Consider the following 19,235-nt stretch of genomic DNA (forward strand, 5'->3'; position numbering starts at 1 on the left):
GCCAGCGCTCGCGGCCGTTGCCCGGGTCGGCGCCAGGGCGCCGTGCGGCGCGGGTTGGCGGCTGGCGGCACGGCGACGCGCCATCAGCGGATCGTCGCTATGCGTTGGGCTGGCACCGACACCGGCGCGACCAGCTGTCGGAAATTCCCCGTCACTGTTCTGCACCCCGGCATAACCCCGCTGCAGCCGTAATTTTCCTCCTCTGTCCTCTGATATGTGCCGCGGACCACCGATGCAGCATCTGCGCCGCAGCGGTGTCGGCTGACTCCCGGCAAGAGGATTTTGATATACTCCCCTCCTGCTTCAGGGTCCCCTCGCCGTAGTTCAATGGATAGAACGAGCGCCTCCTAAGCGCTAGATACAGGTTCGATTCCTGTCGGCGGGACCATCCACGCTTCAGCTTTCTTCCCATCCCCAAACAAGCAGGCGGGCGGCCGGAGTCCCAGGGCCCTGGCAGGGCAGGGTCAGCGCCGTCTCGGGCCCGAACAGCCTGGTACGGCGATTGCGCCGTTAGCGGTGGTGCGAGGTGGAGCAGTTCTATTTGGCTTGGCGGTTTTGGCCGCAATGTCATTTATGACATTGCCACGTTTCTGCCCCGCGGCACGCGGGTTGCGCGGAAGCGCACTGACATCGTCGGGGTTGACCAGGTCTGGAACCGTCCAGCCGGTCAGGTCGTAGTCATCCATTGCCGAACGGGCGAAAGCCTTCATCTGGTCCAGGTTGCCCGTGTTCTGCGCCGCCGACAGGTTGGTCAACCGCGTGGCGTCGTTGCCGCCGATGTAATTGATCTCGTAAAGTTCATGACGTGCGCCGAACTCGGTGCCGATGGCATCCCACAGCAGCTTCATGACCTTGACGCGTTCCTCGGCCGGCGCGCCGCCGGAACCGCGCAGGTACTTGTCGAGATAGGCTCGTATCTCGGGCACGCTGAAGTCGATCGCATGTGAGTTCAGGTAAATCAGGCCGCTGGCTACGACCTGCTCGATGATATTGCGCACGCGCGGCAATGCCTCCTGGTTCAGTACGCGGTAGGCGCCGGCAAAGTGCGGATCGGGATGGACGTGGCCATGCCAGGGCACTTCGCTCTTGGCCATCGCATCAGACAAGGCCCAGAAAGCGTTGCGCCATGCGATCACCTCGCCGAGGTGCACCTGAACGCCATACAGGCCGCGGGTGCCGGTGATCTCCAGCGCGCGGGCCAATAGTCCGATGATAAAGTCGAGCTTGACCGCGACACGCGTACAGCCGTGGAGCGATGCGCGCTCCAGGTATCCGGAGCCGGATTGTATGGCGTCCGCCTGCGGGACCTCTCCGTGCATGAAGACGTTCTCCCACGGCACGAAAACATTGTCCATCACGAGAATGGCGTCGTTCTCGTCCAGGCGCGATGACAGGGGATAGTCGAACGGGCTGCCGAGTACCGCGGCCCGATATTCGTTCGAGACCCGGCACAGAAGCTTCAATCCCGGGGCGTTGGTGGGTACGATGAACTTGGGCCCTCGCGCTGGCGTGGCGTCGACATTGGCAACATAGGTGTAGTGAGTCAGCGCCGCGCCGGTGGCAACGACCTTGGCCCCGCTCACGTAGATGCCGCCATCGTCTTCATGGACCACACGCACAAATACGTCCGATGTGGCCGACGGCGGCAGATCGCGATCCACCGGGGGATTGACTATGGCGTGGCCCAGGTACCAGGTCCGCTCCTGAGCCTTGCGATACCAATGTCGGGCGTTTTCCTCGTAGCCCTTGTAGAACGCCGGGTTGGCCCCCAGCGTGGCCAGGAACGAGCCCTTGTAGTCCGGAGACCGTCCCATCCAGCCCCATGCGCACTTCTGCCAGCCAGCAATCGCATCGCGCTGCGCCACCTGCTCGGCCGCATCGCGCGGGGCGCGAAAAAAGCGCTGGGTAAAGCCGCCCCATTCGGTCGGAACGCAGAGTTCGGTGTGGCGTTCCGGATCGTGCAGCGCCTGGTACATCCGGGCAATCATGCGCGCCATGTTGCGAAAGGCCGGATGCTCGGCGACATTGCGTACACGCTCTCCGTAGATCCACACTTCGCGCCCATCGTCCAGGCTTTGCAGGAATTCCTTGCCGGTGAACGGCACATAGACGCGGTCGTAGGTATTGCGCAGGTCGTCGAACATATCGCTTGGCTTCTCGCGGAAAGAGTATGTGCCGTACCGCAAGGCGGGCACGCCAGAGCTTCGGTGCGCAAACGCGCAGGCCGAAGCTGCATTGACGATACATTGTTATGCCATGGCAATGACGCGGCGTTTGTGTCCGGGGCCGCTTTCGCTATGTCTGAATGTGAATCCGGCCAGATGCAGATTCGATTCTTGGCGACAGCCTCAGGCAAATTCCCCCATCCCGATTCGATCACCAGGGGGCCAATTGCGCCTTGCTTGCCTATACTTCCGCAAAGGCAAAGGTTGCGTTCCCGACACCTGCCGGCAGCGGCCTTGCCCTACAGGGAGATCGCCATGGTACGCGTCGGACTTCTCGTACGTTCACTAGTGTTGTTGCCGCTTCTCGGGCTCGCCAGTTGCATCTCGGTGCAACGCACCGTTTCCGATCCGCCGCCGAGCGGCCGTACCATCATCGTGCCGCCGGGTTCCACCGTGACATGTACGCCCGGGCCGTGCGAGGTGCGGTAAATCGTTCGGCTGCCAGCAGGCCAAGCGGCGTTGCATCCTGCAGTCTGGGCATGGCGTTGTTCAGTGCGCGCTGGACTTGGAAAAAAGCTGAATCACCGCGACGCCGGCAATGATCAGGCCGATCCCCAGGCAAGCGGCCAGATCCGGGATCTGCCGGTACAGCACCACCGCGATCAGCGTCACCAGCACGATCCCGGCCCCGCTCCAGATTGCATACGCAATCCCTACCGGCACGGTCCGCATCACCATCATCAGCAGCCAGAACGCCGCCACGTAGCCGCCCACCACCAGCACGCTGGGCACCAGCCGCGTGAATCCTTGCGAGGCCTTCAGGCTGCTGGTGGCGATGACTTCGGCGACGATGGCGAGGGCGAGGAGCAGGTATCCGTTCATGGTTGGGGCTGGAAAGAGGGGCGGCAACGCAGCCAGACCGGCATCTTAGCGCCGCCGCCATGTTGCGCCAAAGCCGCGTCCCTCCGTCGTGGTGGTTGTGCGCAGCGGCATTGCGGTTTTCAATGAAACAAAATACAGAACTAGGCACGCCCCGCGGGCGTGCATTACCAGGCAGTCGCGGTATTGCGGCCTGACCAAGCCGGCACGAACCTTACGATGCCGGCGGCTGGCTTTTGGGTAAGGGGAGCGGTATGAATCACACCGGCATCGAAGACGCGGCCGTCTGGCCAACGACGCAGTCCGGGGAGAAGGCGCTGGAGGCGGACACGACGCCATGGCAGGACACCATCGCCGCGGCGGACCATGCGTTGGAAGAAGCCACGCGCATCCAGCGGGGCGTGCAGCACAACCTCAAGCTGATGCAGGAGGTCCGGTCGCTGCGCGAAGAACTGCGCAAGGCCCATGCGGAAATCGACCGCTACCGGGGCATGCACGCGCGGGTGGTGGTCGGTATGCGCCAGCTGGAAGACGACCACACGGGGACGATGAGCCGGTTCAAGGCAGAAAACGAAATGCTGCTGGTGCGCCACCGGGTCTACAAGCTGATGGCCGAGCACTACGCCCGCATGGCGTTGCGGCTGGACCCGCAGACCTTCGCCACGCACCGCGACCGCGTGCTGCAGCACATCCTGTTCCAGCGCCGCAAGGGCGTGCCGCCGGATGCGGTCAGCGCCGCCGACGTTGCCTTCATGATGCTGTAGCGGCGCCTGGGGGGGACGCTCAGGGTCGTTCAGGGCGCGCGCGGGCGCCTCAGCTTGTCGAACCTCCGGTCATGCCGGTGGCCGCCATCACCAGCGCGGCCATCAGGAAGGTCCATGCGGCGCGCCTTCCCCTGGCCTGGCTACGTCAGTCCGACACCTTGTCGCTCGGGAACTTGAACGAGTCGCGCAGCAGGTAGCTCATCGGGATATCGAGCCGGATGCCGTGCGGCGGAATCGGCGCCTGGAACCACTTGCGGTACAGCCGCTGCGTGTCCTGGTCATAGATCGACGCCACCAGCGTCTTGTCGACCAGCTGCTTGAAGGCCGCGTCGTGGCGCGACAGCATGATGGCGTAGGGCTCGATGGTGAGCAGGTCGCCGGTGACGCGGTAGTCGTCCGGGCGCGCCGCGTTGGCGCGCAGGCCATAGAGCAGCACGTCATCCATCACGAAGGCATCGGCCTTGCCGGCCTCGACCATGGCAAAGGCCTGGGCGTGGTCCCTGGCCTCGACCAGCCGCAGCTGCAGCGCGCCGGACTCATCCATCTTGCGCAGCGTGGCCAGCGGCGTCGTGCCGGTGGTCGAGACTACGGTCTTGCCGCGCAGGTCCGGCCACCGGTTGATGCCCGACGCCGCCTTGACCAGCATGCGGCTGCCGGCGATGTAATGCGGGATGGTGAAGGCGACCTGCTCGCGCCGCTCGCGGTTGTTGGTGGTGGAGCCGCATTCCAGGTCGGCCTTGCCCTCGACGATGGCCGGGATGCGGCTGGCCGGCGTGACCGGCACCCAGTCCACGCGCAGCGACGGCAGCTTCAGCGCGCCGCGCACGGCGTCGGCAACCTTCAGGCACAGGTCGACGGCATAGCCGACCGGCTTGCCGTCGGCGACGAAGGAGAACGGCACCGAGCTTTCGCGGTGGGCGATGCGGATGGCGCCGGTCTGCCTGATCCGGCGCAGCACCGGCGCGACGTCGGACGGCGCCGCGGCGGCAGGGTCGGTGGCAGTGGTGGATGCGCTGGCGGCGGCGGATGGTGCCGGCATGGCCGCAGCCAGCAGCGCCACTGCCAGCGCGGCCAGGGCAGGGCATGACAAGACGGGCGCGCGCTTCCCGCAGGAAGGCAGGCGCCCCGGACCCGGATCGAACATGTAACCCCCGTACAAAAATGACTGGAACCGGCGCGGGCAGCGGCCGGAGGCCAACCACCCGTTCCGTCTTCTGGCCGGCTGTGGCGCCGGCTCTGCGTTGTCTTGCCTGTCGTCTTGCGTGTCGTCTTGCCTGTCGTGCCGGCACCCCGGGTGTGCAGGACAAGCCATTGTTCCACGCGGCACCGGGTCCGGACAACTGGCGGCGCGGCAAGCGTGCCCGGCGAGCAACGCCGGGTTGACGGGACTTTCCCTTACGGATTTGTCCGACTGGAGCGGGACCGGGCCCATTGATACTCTGTTTGCGTGCCTTGCGAGCAGGGCACCGAGGAGAGACTCTTGGGCCCGCAGTGCGCGGGCCCTTCTTTTTTGGGCCGCCTGCCCGGGGGCCGCGTGTCTGGGGCCGCCTGCGGCCGGGGTCGTCTACAATGCGGGCTGCCGCGCCATGCCCGGCAACCATCCCCGTCCGATCCGGCTCCGTCTTTCCATTCGTCGTCTTTTCCCATGGCCCTGTTTTCCATTACCGACGCCCAGCTCGCCTTCGGGCACGTGGCTTTGCTCGACCACGCCGATTTTTCGCTGGAGTCTGGCGAACGCGTGGGCCTGATCGGGCGCAACGGCTCGGGCAAGTCCTCGCTGCTGAAGATCGTGGCCGGGCTGTCGGCGCCTGACGATGGCCTGATCGCACGCCAGAGCGGTGTGACCAGTGCCTACGTGCCGCAGGAGCCGCAGTTCGAGCCGGGCATCACCGTGTTCGACGCGGTGTCGCAGGGCATGGGCGATGCGCATGACCTGCTGGTGCGCTACGAGGCCGCGGCCGATCGCGTTGCCGAGCACCACGACGACGAAGCCGCGCTGGCCGAACTGCACCGGCTGCAGTCCGAGCTGGACGCCGCCGGCGCCTGGCAGCTGCGCACCCGCGTGGAAACCACGCTGGCCCGGCTGGGGCTCGATTCGCACACCCGCGTCGACGCGCTCTCCGGCGGCCTGCAGAAGCGCGTGGCGCTGGCGCAGGCGCTGGTCGCCGAACCCGACATCCTGCTGCTGGACGAGCCGACCAACCACCTCGACGTGGAGGCGATCCGCTGGCTGGAAGACCTGCTGCTCGCCTTCCGCGGCAGCGTGCTGCTGATTACCCATGACCGCGCCTTCCTGGACCGCGTGGCCACTCGCATCGTCGAGCTGGACCGCGGCCGGCTGGTGTCCTTCCCCGGCAACTTTGCCGCCTACCAGGCGCGCAAGGAAGAAATGCTGGCCGCCGAGCAGGTCGAGCAGGCCAAGTTCGACAAGCTGCTGGCGCAGGAAGAAGTGTGGATCCGCAAGGGCGTGGAGGCGCGCCGCACGCGCAGCGTATCTCGCATCCAGCGCCTGGTGGCGATGCGCACCGAGCGCGCCGCGCGCCGCGAGGTGCAGGGCAACGTCAAGCTGGAGGTATCGCAGGCGGACCGCTCCGGCAAGATCGTGTCCGAGCTGACCGACGTGAACAAGGCCTATGGCGACAAGGTGGTGGTGCGCGATTTCACCGCCACCATCATGCGCGGCGACAAGGTTGGCCTGATCGGCCCCAATGGCGCCGGCAAGACCACGCTGCTGCGGCTGATCCTGGGCGAGCTGGCGCCGGACAGCGGCACGGTGCGCAACGGCAGCAACCTGCAGGTGGCGTACTTCGACCAGATGCGCACCGCGCTTGACCTGGAAAAATCGCTGGCCGACACCATCAGCCCGGGCAGCGACTGGGTCGAGGTCAACGGGCAGCGCAAGCACGTGATGAGCTACCTGGGCGATTTCCTGTTCGCGCCGGAGCGCGCGCGTTCGCCGGTCAAGTCGCTGTCGGGCGGCGAGCGCAACCGCTTGCTGCTGGCGCGGCTGTTCGCGCGGCCGGCCAACGTGCTGGTGCTGGACGAGCCGACCAACGACCTCGATATCGATACGCTGGAGCTGCTGGAAGAACTGCTGCAGGACTACAGCGGCACGGTGTTCCTGGTCTCTCACGACCGCGCGTTCCTGGACAACGTGGTGACCTCCACCATCGCCGCCGAGGGTGAAGGCGTGTGGCGCGAGTCGGTGGGCGGCTATTCCGACTGGGTCGAGCAATCGGCCCGCGCCGCCGGGATCCAGGCTGCGCGCAAGCCGGAGCAGAAGGCGGCCGAGTCGGCCAGGGGCAAGGAGTCGCGCGAGGCGCGCGGCGCCAATCGTTCGGTCAAGCTGTCATACAAGGAGCAGCGCGAGCTGGATGGCCTGCCGGAGCGCATCGCCGCGCTGGAGACCGAGCAGAAGACGATATCGGCGCAGCTGGAGGATGGCTCGCTCTATGTCAGCGACGCGGCCAAGGCGGCGCAGCTCGCAACGCGGCATGATGAGATCGAGATGGAATTGCTGGAGGCGTTGGAGCGGTGGGAGGTGTTGGAGGGGAAGGTGAAGGGGGAGGGGATATAAGGAGCGACAGGCTCTCGGCTTGTTCAAGCGCCGGTGTCGCTGTTGGTGACATGCTGTCGGCTGTTTATGCGTCCGCTGTCGCTGCTTATGACATGCTGTCGGCCGTTGAGCCGCCTGGTTCCGCCCTCCTGGGCGGGTCACTTTTTGTCCGAGCGACAAAAAGTAACCAAAAAGCGCGTTTACTGCCCTGCGGGCGGTCACTCTTATCGTAGTGGGCTTGGGCTTTCGTACGGGGCTTTGCTTCGTTGCAGAGCAGGACTGCCTGACGCCTTGGTGCGCCAAGGTGGCCTGCGATTAAAGCGATGTTTGAACGAGCCCAGAGCTGTGGCGGGCCCCTGCTGCCGACCGCAACGTAGGAACGCCTACGGCTGCTGCGCTGCGCGCCGGCCCTAAGGTGGCAGGGCTGCGCCCACGTCCTGATCCGGGCTTCGGGCCCGGCGTCCTTCACGACCGCGCTGTGCGAGCGCAGCGATGCACTCCGTGCCCAAGCCCCCGACCTACGATACTGAGCGCGCGCAGCGCAGCCGTAGGCGTCCCCGCGTTGACGCCGGCAGCAGGCGGCCTGCGCCCGGCATGGGGATCGTCCAATAGTGGGTCGACGCAGCCACTATCCCAAACTCACCTGGCGTAGCAGGTTTGAGCCACCAGCCACATCGAACGGAAATCACCACCGCCCGACCCACCCACGCCGCCAAATTGATAGCCAGCCGCTCAGGCGACGCGTTTTTTGGTTACTTTTTGTCGCTCGGACAAAAAGTGACCCGCCCAGCAGGGCGGAACCAGGCGGTTCAACGGCCGACAGCATGTCATAAGCAGCGACAGCAACGCTTCAACGGCCGACAGCTTGTCACAAACAGCGAAAGCGGCGATTCCACGGGCCTGCCCAACCTCACCCGCACCAAGCCAGCACCATATTCGTCAGATCAACCACAAACGAAGGCCGCAGATACCCCACGAAGCCAAGCGCCAGCACCCCGCCCAGCACCGCCAGCCCGGCTGCCTTCGCCATGCGCGCGCGGCCCGCAACCATCACGCCGCCACCGGCTGACCACGCACCAGCGCCTGCTCGCGAATCGGCAGGTTAACCAGCGCCGCCAGCACTCCCAGCCCGATCGAAATCAGCCACACCGTGTTGTACCCACCGGTACGGTCATAGAGATAGCCCCCCAGCCACGCCCCAAGGAAGCTGCCGATCTGGTGCGAGAAAAACACCACCCCCGACAGCATCGACAGGTACTTCACCCCGAACACCTGCGCGATGATGCCGTTGGTCAGCGGCACCGTCGACAGCCACAGGAACCCCATCAGCGCCGCGAATACCCAGGTGCTCGCCACCGTCAGCGGCAACAGCAGGTAGCCGGCGATCACCACGGCGCGCGCCAGGTAGATAAACGCGAGCAGGTAGCGCTTGGGCAGCCGCTGGCCCATGGCGCCGGCGGTATAGGTGCCGAACACATTGAACAGACCGATCAGCGCCAGCGCCACGACGGCCACCTTCGGGTCGGTCAGGCCCTGGTCCTTCAGGTACGGCGCAAGGTGCACGCCGATAAACACCACCTGGAAGCCACACACGAAGTAGCCCAGCGTCAGCAGCTGGTAGTTGCGGTTGCCGAAGGCCTCGCGGATCGCCTGGCCGATGGTCTGGTGCTGGCCGGCGCCGTGCGCCATCTCGCTCGGTTCGCGCAGGGTCAGCGCCAGCGGGAGCATCACGCAGGCCATCAGCGCCATCACATAGAGCGCGTTCTGCCAGCCCAGGCCGGAAATCAGCCCCTGCTCCACCGGGATCATCAGGAACTGCCCGAACGATCCCGCCGCGGCGGCGATGCCCATCGCCCACACGCGCTTCTCGGGGCTGGCCACGCGGCCGATCACGCCGTAGACGATGCTGTAGGTGGTGCCGGACTGGGCGATACCGATCATCACCCCGGCGCCGGTGGCAAAGGCCGTGCCGCTGGTCGCCAGCGCCATCACCACCAGGCCCGCCACATACAGCGCCACGCCGACCAGCATGATGCGCAGCGCGCCGAACTTGTCGGCCAGCGCGCCGGCGAAGGGCTGGCTGGCGCCCCACATCAGGTTCTGCAGTGCCAGCGCGAAGGCGAAGGTCTCGCGGTTCCAGCCGTGCGCCTGCGTGATCGGCAGGTTGAACAGGCCGAAGCCGTGGCGGATGCCCATCGATAGCGTGACGAGCAGGCCCCCGCACACCAGCACGGTGGTCAGGGAAAGTTGTCGGTTTTGCATGTCTTGGCTCGGTGTGCGGCTGGCCGCGCGGTGGCGCGGCGCCGGCATGGATTGTCTGTGCTTGTTGTGAACCGTGCCGGGACGGCAATCTGGCTTGCCGTGGGCGGGGTGGTGGCGAGTTTACCCCGGACGCGGAAAACGCGTACGCCACCCGCTTGATGCCGGCGGCGCGGCAGAAAGTGGCGGCGCCGCGGCAAATGCGGCGCGGGCCCCGGCGGCAGCCGCAAGCGTTTTTCAGCGGGAATACCGCCCCGCGCATCCATTACAATGCAGTGCCCGGTGCCCCGGCGCGTGCACAGTTGTACGCCCGCGGCAGCCGGGACATCCACTTTCGTAGCGACTCCATGGCGAGCAAAACCAGTCAGTACAGCGAATCTTCCATCCGGGTCCTGAAGGGCCTGGAGCCGGTCAAGCAGCGCCCCGGCATGTACACCCGGACCGACAACCCCCTGCATATCGTGCAGGAGGTGATCGACAACGCCTCGGACGAGGCCCTGGGCGGCCACGGCTCCGAGATCCTGGTGACCCTGCACCGCGACGGCAGCGTCAGCGTGGAGGACGACGGCCGCGGCATCCCGGTGGGCATCCACCCGGAAGAAGGCGTGCCGGTGGTCGAGATCGTCTTTACCCGGCTGCACGCCGGCGGCAAGTTCGACAAGGGCAAGGGCGGCGCCTATGCCTTCTCGGGCGGCCTGCACGGCGTGGGCGTGTCGGTGACCAACGCGCTGTCGACGCAGCTGGACGTGACCGTCTGGCGCGACGGCATGAACTCGACGCTGACGTTCTCCGGCGGCGACGTGACCTCGCCGCTGGCCTCGCGCAAGCTCGAGCGCGGCGAGAAGAAGAACGGCACGCGCGTGCAGGTGTGGCCGGACGCCAGGTATTTCGATTCGGCCGCGATCCCGCAGGCCGAGTTGCAGCGGCTGCTGCGCAGCAAGGCCGTGCTGCTGCCGGGCGTCAAGGTGACGCTGGTGCTCGAGAAGAGCGGCGAAACCCAGACCTGGCAGTACGACCAGGGCCTGAAGGGCTACCTGGTCGAAGCGCTGGCGCAAGGCAGCGGCTCGGAGCTGGTGATACCGATGTTCGAGGGCGAGCATTTCGCCGATCCCGACGCCAACCCCGGCGAGGAAGGCTTTGCCGACGGCGAAGGCGCCTCATGGGTGGTGGCCTGGACCGAGGACGGCGCGCCGGTGCGCGAGTCCTACGTCAACCTGATCCCCACGCCGGCCGGCGGCACGCACGAGTCCGGCCTGCGCGAAGGCCTGTTCCAGGCGGTCAAGAGCTTTATCGAGATGCACGCGCTGCAGCCCAAGGGCGTCAAGCTGATGAGCGAAGACGTGTTCGCGCGCGCCTCGTTCGTGCTCTCGGCCAAGGTGCTCGACCCGCAGTTCCAGGGCCAGATCAAGGAACGCCTGAACAGCCGCGACGCGGTGCGGCTGGTCTCCACCTTCAGCCGCCCGGCGCTGGAGCTGTGGCTGAACCACCATGTCGAGTACGGCAAGAAGCTGGCCGAGCTGGTGATCCGCCAGGCGCAGGCGCGCACGCGCGCGGCGCAGAAGGTCGAGAAGAAGAAGGGCTCCGGCGTGGCCGTGCTGCCCGGCAAGCTGACCGACTGCGAATCCACCGACGTGACCCGCAACGAGCTGTTCCTGGTCGAGGGCGATTCCGCCGGCGGCTCGGCCAAGATGGGCCGCGACAAGGAATTCCAGGCCATCCTGCCGCTGCGCGGCAAGGTGCTCAACACCTGGGAGACCGAGCGCGACCGGCTGTTCGCCAACAACGAGGTGCACGACATCGCGGTGGCGATCGGCGTGGATCCGCACGGCGCCAACGACGAGCCCGACCTGTCCAACCTGCGCTACGGCAAGATCAGCATCCTGTCGGACGCGGACGTGGACGGCGCGCATATCCAGGTGCTGCTGCTGACGCTGTTCTTCCGCCACTTCCCCAAGCTCATCGAGGCCGGCAACGTCTATGTGGCGCGCCCGCCGCTGTTCCGCGTCGATGCTCCCGCGCGCGGCAAGAAGCCGGCGCAGAAGCTGTACGCGCTGGATGAAGGCGAGCTGGTGGCCATCCAGGACAAGCTGGTCAAGGACGGCGTCAAGGATGGCAGCTGGCAGATCTCGCGCTTCAAGGGCCTGGGCGAAATGAGCGCCGAGCAGCTGTGGGAAACCACCATGAACCCCGACACGCGCCGCTTGCTGCCCGTGACGCTGGGCGAATACGACCTGCCGCAGACCGTGGAGATGATGAACATGCTCATGGGCAAGGGCGAGGCCGCGCAGCGCCGCAGCTGGCTGGAAGAGAAGGGCAACGAGGTCGAGGCCGATATCTGACCACTGGAGCGCCGGCCCGCGATTGGGGGGATAATCCCCCAGTCCGCAGACCAGCAGGAACGCACGATGACGACGAGACCCCCCGGCAATCCATGGCGCAGGACGGCAGCCGCCGTGCTGGCGCTGGCCGGGCTCGCCTGCGCGCCGGCGGCCCATGCCGAGCTGTGGGGCTATATCGATGCCGACGGCATCGCGCACTTTGCCGACCAGAAGCTCGACTCGCGCTACAAGCTGTTCATGAAGGACGGCGGCAAGCTCGACAGCGCGCGGCTGGCAGCGATCCAGCGCGGCAGGGCGCCAGCCGGCGCGGACGGCGCTGACGATATCGACCTCGAACAGCACAAGCTCTACCGGTACGTCGTCAACCATCCCAATATCAAGACCGTCGAGCCGCTGATCCACCAGATCGCCAGCAGGCAGGACGTCGATCCCGCGCTGGTCAAGGCGGTGATGGCGGTCGAGTCGGGTTTCAACCCGGGTGCGGTCTCGCCAAAGGGTGCGATCGGGCTGATGCAGGTGATTCCCGACACCGGCGCGCGCTTCGGCGTCAGCGCCGACCAGCGCCGCACGGTCGAACAGAAGCTGGCCGACCCGCGCACCAACATCACGGCTGGCGTGCGCTACCTGCGCTGGCTGATGCAGCTGTTCCCGAACAACCTGGAACTGGTGCTGGCGGCGTATAACGCGGGCGAAGGTGCGGTGCAGCGTTACAACAACCGGATTCCGCCGTACCCCGAGACGCGGCAGTATGTCAGCACGGTCCTGCAGTTCTACCGGTTCTACCAGCCCGCCCAGGGCGCGGGGCCCATGCGCGCCAGTGCCATTGCCGACGGGCCGCGCGTAAAGATGGTGATCGGCGGGCGGCGCAATATGCCCTGACCGGCATGACCGAACCACAAGCAACCCGGCGCGCTGCTGCAATATGGCGCGCCGAATTCTTGCCTATCCATGGAACAACAAGACATCACGTTTCAACCTGAAGAGCCGGCCGATTCGCTGACGCTGGCCCGCTACGCCGAGCGCGCCTACCTTGACTACGCCGTCAGCGTGGTCAAGGGCCGCGCGCTGCCGGAAGTGGCCGACGGCCAGAAGCCGGTGCAGCGCCGCATCCTGTTCGCGATGCACGAGATGGGCCTGCGCGCCGATGCCAAGCCGGTCAAGTCCGCGCGCGTGGTCGGCGACGTGCTGGGCAAGTTCCACCCGCACGGCGACCAGTCCGCCTATGACGCGCTGGTGCGCCTGGCGCAGGACTTCTCGCTGCGCTACCCGCTGATCGACGGCCAGGGCAACTTCGGCTCGCGCGACGGCGACGGCGCCGCGGCGATGCGGTACACCGAAGCGCGCCTGACGCCGATCTCGCGGCTGCTGCTCGACGAGATCGACCAGGGCACGGTCGACTTCGTCCCCAACTACGACGGCTCGATGCAGGAGCCGAAGCTGCTGCCGGCGCGGCTGCCGTTCGTGCTGCTCAACGGCGCCTCCGGCATCGCGGTGGGCATGGCCACCGAGATCCCGCCGCACAACCTGCGCGAGGTCGCCGCGGCCACCGTGGCGATGATCCGCAACCCGAATATCTCGCTGGCCGAGCTGCTGGCGCTGATGCCGGGCCCGGACTATCCCGGCGGCGGCCAGATCATTTCGCCGGCGGCGGACATTGCCCAGATCTACGAGAACGGCCGCGGCAGCCTGAAGGTGCGCGCGCGCTGGACCATCGAGGAAATGGCGCGAGGCCAGTGGCAGATGGTGGTGAACGAACTGCCGCCGAATACTTCCGCGCAGAAGGTGCTGGAAGAAATCGAGGAAATCACCAATCCCAAGATCAAGGCCGGCAAGAAGGCGCTGACGCCGGACCAGCAGCAGCTCAAGGCCACCGTGCTGGCGGTGCTGGACGCGGTTCGCGACGAATCCGGCAAGGACGCGCCGGTGCGGCTGGTGTTCGAGCCCAAGAGCAAGAACATCGACCAGCAAGAGTTCATCCAGGCGCTGCTGGCGCATACCAGCCTGGAGTCGGGCGCGCCGATCAACCTGGTGATGATCGGCACCGATGGCCGCCCGCGCCAGAAGGGCCTGCGCGAGATCCTGGGCGAGTGGATCGCGTTCCGCTTCGACACGGTCACGCGCCGCACGCGCCATCGCCTGGGCAAGGTCGAGGACCGCATCCACATTCTCGAAGGCCGGATGCTGGTGCTGCTCAATATCGACGAGGTGATCCGCATCATCCGCGAGAGCGACGAGCCCAAGCCCGCGCTGATCGAAGCCTTCGAGCTGACCGACCGCCAGGCCGAGGACATCCTGGAAATCCGCCTGCGCCAGCTGGCGCGGCTGGAAGCGATCAAGATCGAGAAGGAACTGAAGGACCTGCGCGAAGAGCAGGCCGACCTGGACGTGCTGCTCAAGTCCGAGACCATGATGCGCCGCCGCATCATCAAGGAGATCGAGACCGACGCCAGGCAGTACAGCCCGGAAGACAAGGATCCGCGCCGCACGCTGATCCAGGAAGAACGCCGCGCCGCGGCCGAAGTGCGCGTGATCGACGAGCCGGTGACGGTGATCATGTCGCAGAAGGGCTGGGTGCGCACGCGCCAGGGCCATGGCCACGATCCGCAGCAGTTCACCTTCAAGGCGGGCGATGCGCTCTACAACACCTTTGACTGCCGCACCGTCGACGTGCTGCTGGTGTTCGGCACCAATGGCCGGGTCTATTCCGTGCCGGTCTCCAGCCTGCCGGGCGGGCGCGGCGACGGGGTGCCCATCACCACGCTGATCGAGTTGCAGTCCGGCAGCCAGGTGGCACACACCTTTGCCGGCAGCGCCAGCCAGCGCATGCTGATCGCCACCGCCGGCGGCAACGGCTTCCTGACCACGGTGGCCGACATGACCGGCCGGCAGAAGGGCGGCAAGTCGTTCCTGACGCTGGACGACGGCGATGCCCCGCTGCCGCCGGCGCCGATCGGCGACGAGGCCACGCATGCGGCCTGCCTGTCCGGCAATGGCCGCCTGCTGCTGGTGGCGCTGGATGAGGTCAAGGTGCTGTCGGCCGGCGGCCGCGGCGTGATCCTGATGGAGCTGGAGCCCAGGGAGAAGCTGCTGCAGGCGGTGGCCGTGGGCGCGCCGGGGCTGATGCTGTCGGGCGCGGGCCGGGGCGGCAAGCCGTCGTCGCAGAAGCTGGCCGGGCAATCGCTGCTGCCGTATGTCGGCAAGCGCGCGCGCAAGGGCAAGCAGATCGAGGCGAAGCTGAAGGAGCCGAGGATCGATCCGGTGCGGGTGGAGGCGCCGGGCAACGGCAACTGAGTTTCGCCGGAGCCAGTGTTTGCTCCCCTCTCCCATTCATGGGAGAGGGGAGCAAACAGCAGGATCAATCCACCCCCACAAATCCCCCCGTCTGATGCGCCCACAACCGCGCATACAGCCCCCCATGCGCGAGCAATTCCGCATGCGTGCCGCTCTCCACGATATGCCCGTTGTCCAGCACCACCAGCCGGTCCATGCGCGCGATCGTCGACAGCCGGTGCGCGATGGCAATTACCGTCTTGCCTTGCATCAGCGTTTCCAGGCTGTCCTGGATCGCCGCTTCCACTTCCGAATCCAGCGCCGAGGTCGCTTCATCGAGGATCAGGATCGGCGCGTTCTTCAGCAGCACCCGCGCGATCGCGATGCGCTGGCGCTGTCCGCCTGACAGCTTCACGCCGCGTTCGCCCACCTGCGCCTCCAGTCCGGTATTGCCGTGGGCATCGACCAGGCCGGGAATGAACTCGTCCGCGCGCGCGCCGTGCAGCGCATTGGCCAGGTCGGCCTCGGTGCTGGAGGGTTTGCCGTACAGCAGGTTCTCGCGGATCGAGCGGTGCAGCAGCGAGGTGTCCTGCGTCACCATGCCGATCTGCGCGCGCAGGCTTTCCTGCGTGACATCGGCGATGTCCTGCCCGTCGATCAGGATGCGGCCGCTTTCCACGTCATAGAGCCGCAGCAGCAGGTTGACCAGCGTCGACTTGCCCGCGCCGGACGGGCCGACCAGGCCGATCTTCTCGCCCGGCCGCACCGTCAGGTTGACGCCCTCGATCACGCCCGAGCCCTTGCCGTAGTGGAATCCCACCTGCTCGAAGCGGACTTCGCCCTGCGTCACGCGCAGCGGCTGCGCATTGGCGCGGTCATTGACCTTGCGCGGCACGGCGATGGTCTTCATGCCGTCCTGCACCTGCCCGACGTTCTCGAAGATGCCGTTGACCACCCACATGATCCAGCCGGACATATTGTTGATGCGGATCACCAGGCCCGTGGTCAGCGCGATCGCGCCAGTGGTGACATGCCCGGTGCTCCACAGCCACACCGCCAGCCCGGTGGTGCCGGCGATCAGCGCGCCGTTCATGGCGGTGATGGTGACGTCCATGCCGCTGACCATGCGTCCGGCCAGCCGGGTCTTTTCGGTCTGCTCGGCCATGGCGTCGCGCGCGTAGTCCTCTTCCTGCCGGGTATGGGCGAACAGCTTGAGCGTGGTGATGTTGGTATAGCCGTCGACGATGCGCCCCATCAGCCGCGAGCGCGATTCGGTGGCGATCACCGAGCGCTCCTTCACGCGCGGCACGAAGTACAGCAGCGCGGCCACGTAGCAGGCGATCCACAGCAGCAGCGGGATCATCAGCCGCCAGTCCGCCTGCGCGAACAGCACCAGCGAACTGACGGCGTAGATCACCACGTGCCACAGCGCGTCGACCGCCTGCACGGCGGAGTCGCGCAGCGAGAAGCCGGTCTGCATGATGCGCTGGGCGATGCGCCCGGCAAAGTCGCTCTGGAAGAACGACAGGCTCTGCTTGAGCACGTAGCGGTGGTTCTGCCAGCGGATCAGGTTGGACAGGCTGGGGTTGATGACCTGGTGCACCAGCACGTCGTGCAGGCCGAAGAAGATGGGCCGCAGCAGCACCGCCACCACCAGCATCCACACCAGCTCGTTGCGATGCCGGCTGAAGAATTCCGCGCCGGGCGTGGTCTGCGCCATGTCGACCAGCCGGCCGAGGAAGCTGAACAGCGCCACCTCGATCAGCGCGCCGACCAGGCCCACCAGCAACAGCAGCACGAACACGCCCCAGACTTCGCGCAGGTACCAGGTGTAGAAGCGCAGGACCTGGCCTGGCGGCTCGCGGTCGGGCATGGGACGGAAGGGGTCGATCAGTCTTTCCAGGCGACGCAACATGGCAGGGTTCCCGTTGTGTGCCACGGCGCGCCCAGTCGTCCGTGTTGTCCTTGCAGGATCCGGGGGGCGCTTGCGGCGGATCAGACGCAACATGATACGCGCGTTGCCCAATGGAAAAGCCCCACCAGGGGCGGGGCCTTGTCCGAAACGCCTTGCCGAAATTGCCGCGGCGGCAGGGCACTCAGGGGTGGTGGATCACCATATGCGTGAACGGCGGCACGTAGGCCTGCAGCGTCACGAACAGGCCCACCAGGATCGCCAGTACGATCGAGTGGAAGAACACGTAGCGCAGGATGTCGCCTTCGTGGCCGTACCACTTGGTCGCCGTGGAGGCCACCACGATGGACTGCGCGTCGATCATCTTGCCCATCACGCCGCCCGAGCTGTTGGCCGACGCCATCAGCACCGGCGACAGGCCCAGCTGCTCGGCGGTGGTCTTCTGCAGGCCGCCGAACAGCACGTTCGAGGCCGTGTCCGAGCCGGTCAGCGCCACGCCCAGCCAGCCCAGCATGGTGCCGAACAGCGGGTAGAGCACGCCGGTGTGGGCGAAGGCCAGGCCCAGCGTGGCATCAAGGCCCGAGTAGCGGGTCAGGTAGCCGACGCCGAACATCGCGCAGATGGTCAGCAGCGAGTAGCGCACCAGCTTGATGGTTTCCCAGTACTCCTTGAACAGGCGCGGCACCGAGTAGCCCATCAGCAGGCCGCCGGCGATCGCCGAGACAAAGATGCCGGTGCCGGCCATCGACAGCACGTTGAAGTTGAACACGGCGCCTTCGATGACTTCCTTGGGCACCACCGGCGGCACCTTGACGATGGCCTTGTCGAGACCCGGGATCGGGAATTTCCAGGCCCACACGCTATCCATCAGCTTCTTGAACTCGGGGATGCCCCAGACGAACACGAACACCGTCAGGATCACCCACGGCATCCAGGCCTTGGCCACCGAGATGCCGGCCGAGGCGGCGCTGGCGGCGGCATCGGCTTCCAGCGCTTCGGGATGGTCAACCTTGGATTCGTCGTGGCGGCCCAGGATCTTGGTCGAAGTCCAGATTTCCTTCGGATGCCAGACCTTCAGGAACAGCGTCAGCGCGCCCATCGACACCAGCGCCGCGATCACGTCCACCAGCCACGGGCCGTGGAAGTTCGACACCAGGAACTGCGGGATGGCAAAGCTCACGCCCGCGACCAGGATCGCCGGCCAGATCGCCAGCATGCCGCGGAAGCCGGCAAAGGCCCAGATCAGCCAGAACGGCACGATCACCGAGAAAAACGGCAGCTGGCGGCCGATCATGGCCGACAGGTCGAGCAGGTCCAGCCCCGTCACCGAAGCCAGGCCGATGATCGGCGCGCCCAGCGCGCCGTAGGCCACCGGCGCGGTATTGGCGATCAGCGCCAGCCCCGAGGCGGCCAGCGGCGAGAAGCCCAGGCCGATCAGGATGGCGCCGGTCACGGCCACCGGCGTGCCGAAGCCGGCCGCACCCTCGAAGAAGGCGCCGAAGCTGAACGCCACCAGCAGCAGTTGCAGGCGGCGGTCCTCGGTAATGCCGGAGATCGAGTTCTGCAGCACCTTGAACGATCCGTTCAGGGTGGTGAGCCGGTGCAGGAAGATGATGTTCAGCACGATCCAGCCGATCGGGAACAGCCCGGAGACGATGCCGAGCCCCGCCGCCTTGCCGGCCATCGCCGCCGGCATGCCGAACACCGTGGATGCGACCACGATGCCGATCAGCAGCGCCAGCCCCGCGGCCAGGTGTGCCTGCATATGAAAGAACGCCAGCGCTGCCAGCAGCACGGCGACGGGAATGCCCGCGGCAATGGTCGACAGCGCCATATTGCCCAGCGGGTCATAGACTTGACTCCACACGATCGAAATCCTCCTCAGGTTGGCTCGGGAGCCCGGGCGATCTGCGTGCCCTGGGGCGACCCGCTTGCGCTTTGCACCGGCGCGCGGCATCCGCCGCGCGCGGGAAAGAACCAGCGATTGTAGGAACGGGTTCCGTGTTCGCTTCCGTACATTGCGTCATGCATGGCATGAGCCACATTCAGGGACTAGGGATTCCCCGAAGGGCATGGCAGCGCACGTGGGAC

General features: G+C 66.5%; 11 protein-coding genes and 1 tRNA gene. 6 read left to right on the forward strand and 6 right to left on the reverse strand.

Features of this window, described 5'->3' with window-relative positions; translation table 11 throughout:
* The first annotated feature begins 313 nt into the window (after positions 1-313).
* A tRNA-Arg gene (locus tag ACAD63_RS05210) sits at positions 314-388 on the forward strand.
* A gap of 76 nt (positions 389-464) precedes the next feature.
* Here the strand turns inward: ACAD63_RS05210 and ACAD63_RS05215 are convergent.
* Together ACAD63_RS05215 and ACAD63_RS05220 are read right to left on the reverse strand one after the other, a co-directional pair.
* Positions 465-2,144 carry a 4-hydroxyphenylacetate 3-hydroxylase N-terminal domain-containing protein gene (locus ACAD63_RS05215; protein WP_195427351.1) on the reverse strand — a complete coding sequence of 560 codons (1,680 nt, stop codon included), beginning with the start codon at positions 2,142-2,144 and terminating at the stop codon, positions 465-467.
* A 570-nt stretch (positions 2,145-2,714) separates the two neighbouring features.
* The gene (locus ACAD63_RS05220; protein WP_133093043.1) at positions 2,715-3,047 is read right to left on the reverse strand and encodes a DMT family transporter; all 333 of its coding nucleotides are present in this window, start codon (positions 3,045-3,047) and stop codon (positions 2,715-2,717) included.
* A gap of 251 nt (positions 3,048-3,298) precedes the next feature.
* On the opposite strand from ACAD63_RS05220, the gene ACAD63_RS05225 reads away from it, so the two are divergent.
* Positions 3,299-3,808, forward strand: coding sequence for a hypothetical protein (locus tag ACAD63_RS05225; RefSeq protein ID WP_135705604.1), 510 nt, complete (start codon positions 3,299-3,301; stop codon positions 3,806-3,808).
* Positions 3,809-3,953: 145 nt separating this feature from the next.
* Here ACAD63_RS05225 and ACAD63_RS05230 read toward each other — a convergent pair whose 3' ends face one another.
* Positions 3,954-4,847, reverse strand: a complete 894-nt coding sequence (locus ACAD63_RS05230) for an amino acid ABC transporter substrate-binding protein (protein WP_135706296.1) — start codon at positions 4,845-4,847, stop codon at positions 3,954-3,956.
* Positions 4,848-5,453: 606 nt separating this feature from the next.
* On the opposite strand from ACAD63_RS05230, the gene ACAD63_RS05235 reads away from it, so the two are divergent.
* On the forward strand, positions 5,454-7,385 hold the full coding sequence (locus tag ACAD63_RS05235) for an ATP-binding cassette domain-containing protein (protein WP_195427352.1): 1,932 nt from the start codon (positions 5,454-5,456) through the stop codon (positions 7,383-7,385).
* Positions 7,386-8,414: 1,029 nt separating this feature from the next.
* Here ACAD63_RS05235 and ACAD63_RS05240 read toward each other — a convergent pair.
* Positions 8,415-9,626 (reverse strand): MFS transporter, encoded by a 1,212-nt coding sequence (locus ACAD63_RS05240; RefSeq protein ID WP_195431890.1) that lies wholly within the window; start codon positions 9,624-9,626, stop codon positions 8,415-8,417.
* A 344-nt stretch (positions 9,627-9,970) separates the two neighbouring features.
* On the opposite strand from ACAD63_RS05240, the gene ACAD63_RS05245 reads away from it, so the two are divergent.
* The 3 genes from ACAD63_RS05245 to parC all read left to right on the forward strand — a co-directional run bounded on the left by ACAD63_RS05245 (position 9,971) and on the right by parC (position 15,253).
* On the forward strand, positions 9,971-11,962 hold the full coding sequence (locus tag ACAD63_RS05245; RefSeq protein ID WP_133093039.1) for a DNA topoisomerase IV subunit B: 1,992 nt from the start codon (positions 9,971-9,973) through the stop codon (positions 11,960-11,962).
* A gap of 66 nt (positions 11,963-12,028) precedes the next feature.
* Positions 12,029-12,841, forward strand: coding sequence for a lytic transglycosylase domain-containing protein (locus ACAD63_RS05250; protein WP_133093038.1), 813 nt, complete (start codon positions 12,029-12,031; stop codon positions 12,839-12,841).
* A gap of 69 nt (positions 12,842-12,910) precedes the next feature.
* Positions 12,911-15,253 (forward strand): DNA topoisomerase IV subunit A, encoded by a 2,343-nt coding sequence (gene parC, locus ACAD63_RS05255; RefSeq protein ID WP_135705601.1) that lies wholly within the window; start codon positions 12,911-12,913, stop codon positions 15,251-15,253.
* A gap of 64 nt (positions 15,254-15,317) precedes the next feature.
* On the opposite strand, the gene ACAD63_RS05260 is transcribed toward parC, so the two are convergent.
* On the reverse strand, positions 15,318-17,147 hold the full coding sequence (locus ACAD63_RS05260) for an ABC transporter ATP-binding protein (RefSeq protein WP_195431891.1): 1,830 nt from the start codon (positions 17,145-17,147) through the stop codon (positions 15,318-15,320).
* 181 nt (positions 17,148-17,328) lie between these two features.
* The gene (locus ACAD63_RS05265) at positions 17,329-19,011 is read right to left on the reverse strand and encodes an L-lactate permease (RefSeq protein ID WP_135705599.1); all 1,683 of its coding nucleotides are present in this window, start codon (positions 19,009-19,011) and stop codon (positions 17,329-17,331) included.
* Between the last annotated feature and the right edge of the window lie 224 nt (positions 19,012-19,235).

This window comes from Cupriavidus sp. a3 (assembly GCF_051015765.1).
GTDB lineage: Bacteria > Pseudomonadota > Gammaproteobacteria > Burkholderiales > Burkholderiaceae > Cupriavidus > Cupriavidus oxalaticus_A.

Excerpts from the sequence above, each read along its gene's own strand:
- ACAD63_RS05260 (WP_195431891.1), bottom strand. The coding sequence starts at position 17,147 with ATGTTGCGTCGCCTGGAAAGACTGATCGACCCCTTCCGTCCCATGCCC.
- ACAD63_RS05230 (WP_135706296.1), bottom strand. The coding sequence starts at position 4,847 with ATGCCGGCACCATCCGCCGCCGCCAGCGCATCCACCACTGCCACCGAC.
- parC (WP_135705601.1), top strand. The coding sequence starts at position 12,911 with ATGGAACAACAAGACATCACGTTTCAACCTGAAGAGCCGGCCGATTCG.
- ACAD63_RS05240 (WP_195431890.1), bottom strand. The coding sequence starts at position 9,626 with ATGCAAAACCGACAACTTTCCCTGACCACCGTGCTGGTGTGCGGGGGC.
- ACAD63_RS05250 (WP_133093038.1), top strand. The coding sequence starts at position 12,029 with ATGACGACGAGACCCCCCGGCAATCCATGGCGCAGGACGGCAGCCGCC.
- ACAD63_RS05235 (WP_195427352.1), top strand. The coding sequence starts at position 5,454 with ATGGCCCTGTTTTCCATTACCGACGCCCAGCTCGCCTTCGGGCACGTG.
- ACAD63_RS05245 (WP_133093039.1), top strand. The coding sequence starts at position 9,971 with ATGGCGAGCAAAACCAGTCAGTACAGCGAATCTTCCATCCGGGTCCTG.
- ACAD63_RS05215 (WP_195427351.1), bottom strand. The coding sequence starts at position 2,144 with ATGTTCGACGACCTGCGCAATACCTACGACCGCGTCTATGTGCCGTTC.
- ACAD63_RS05225 (WP_135705604.1), top strand. The coding sequence starts at position 3,299 with ATGAATCACACCGGCATCGAAGACGCGGCCGTCTGGCCAACGACGCAG.
- ACAD63_RS05220 (WP_133093043.1), bottom strand. The coding sequence starts at position 3,047 with ATGAACGGATACCTGCTCCTCGCCCTCGCCATCGTCGCCGAAGTCATC.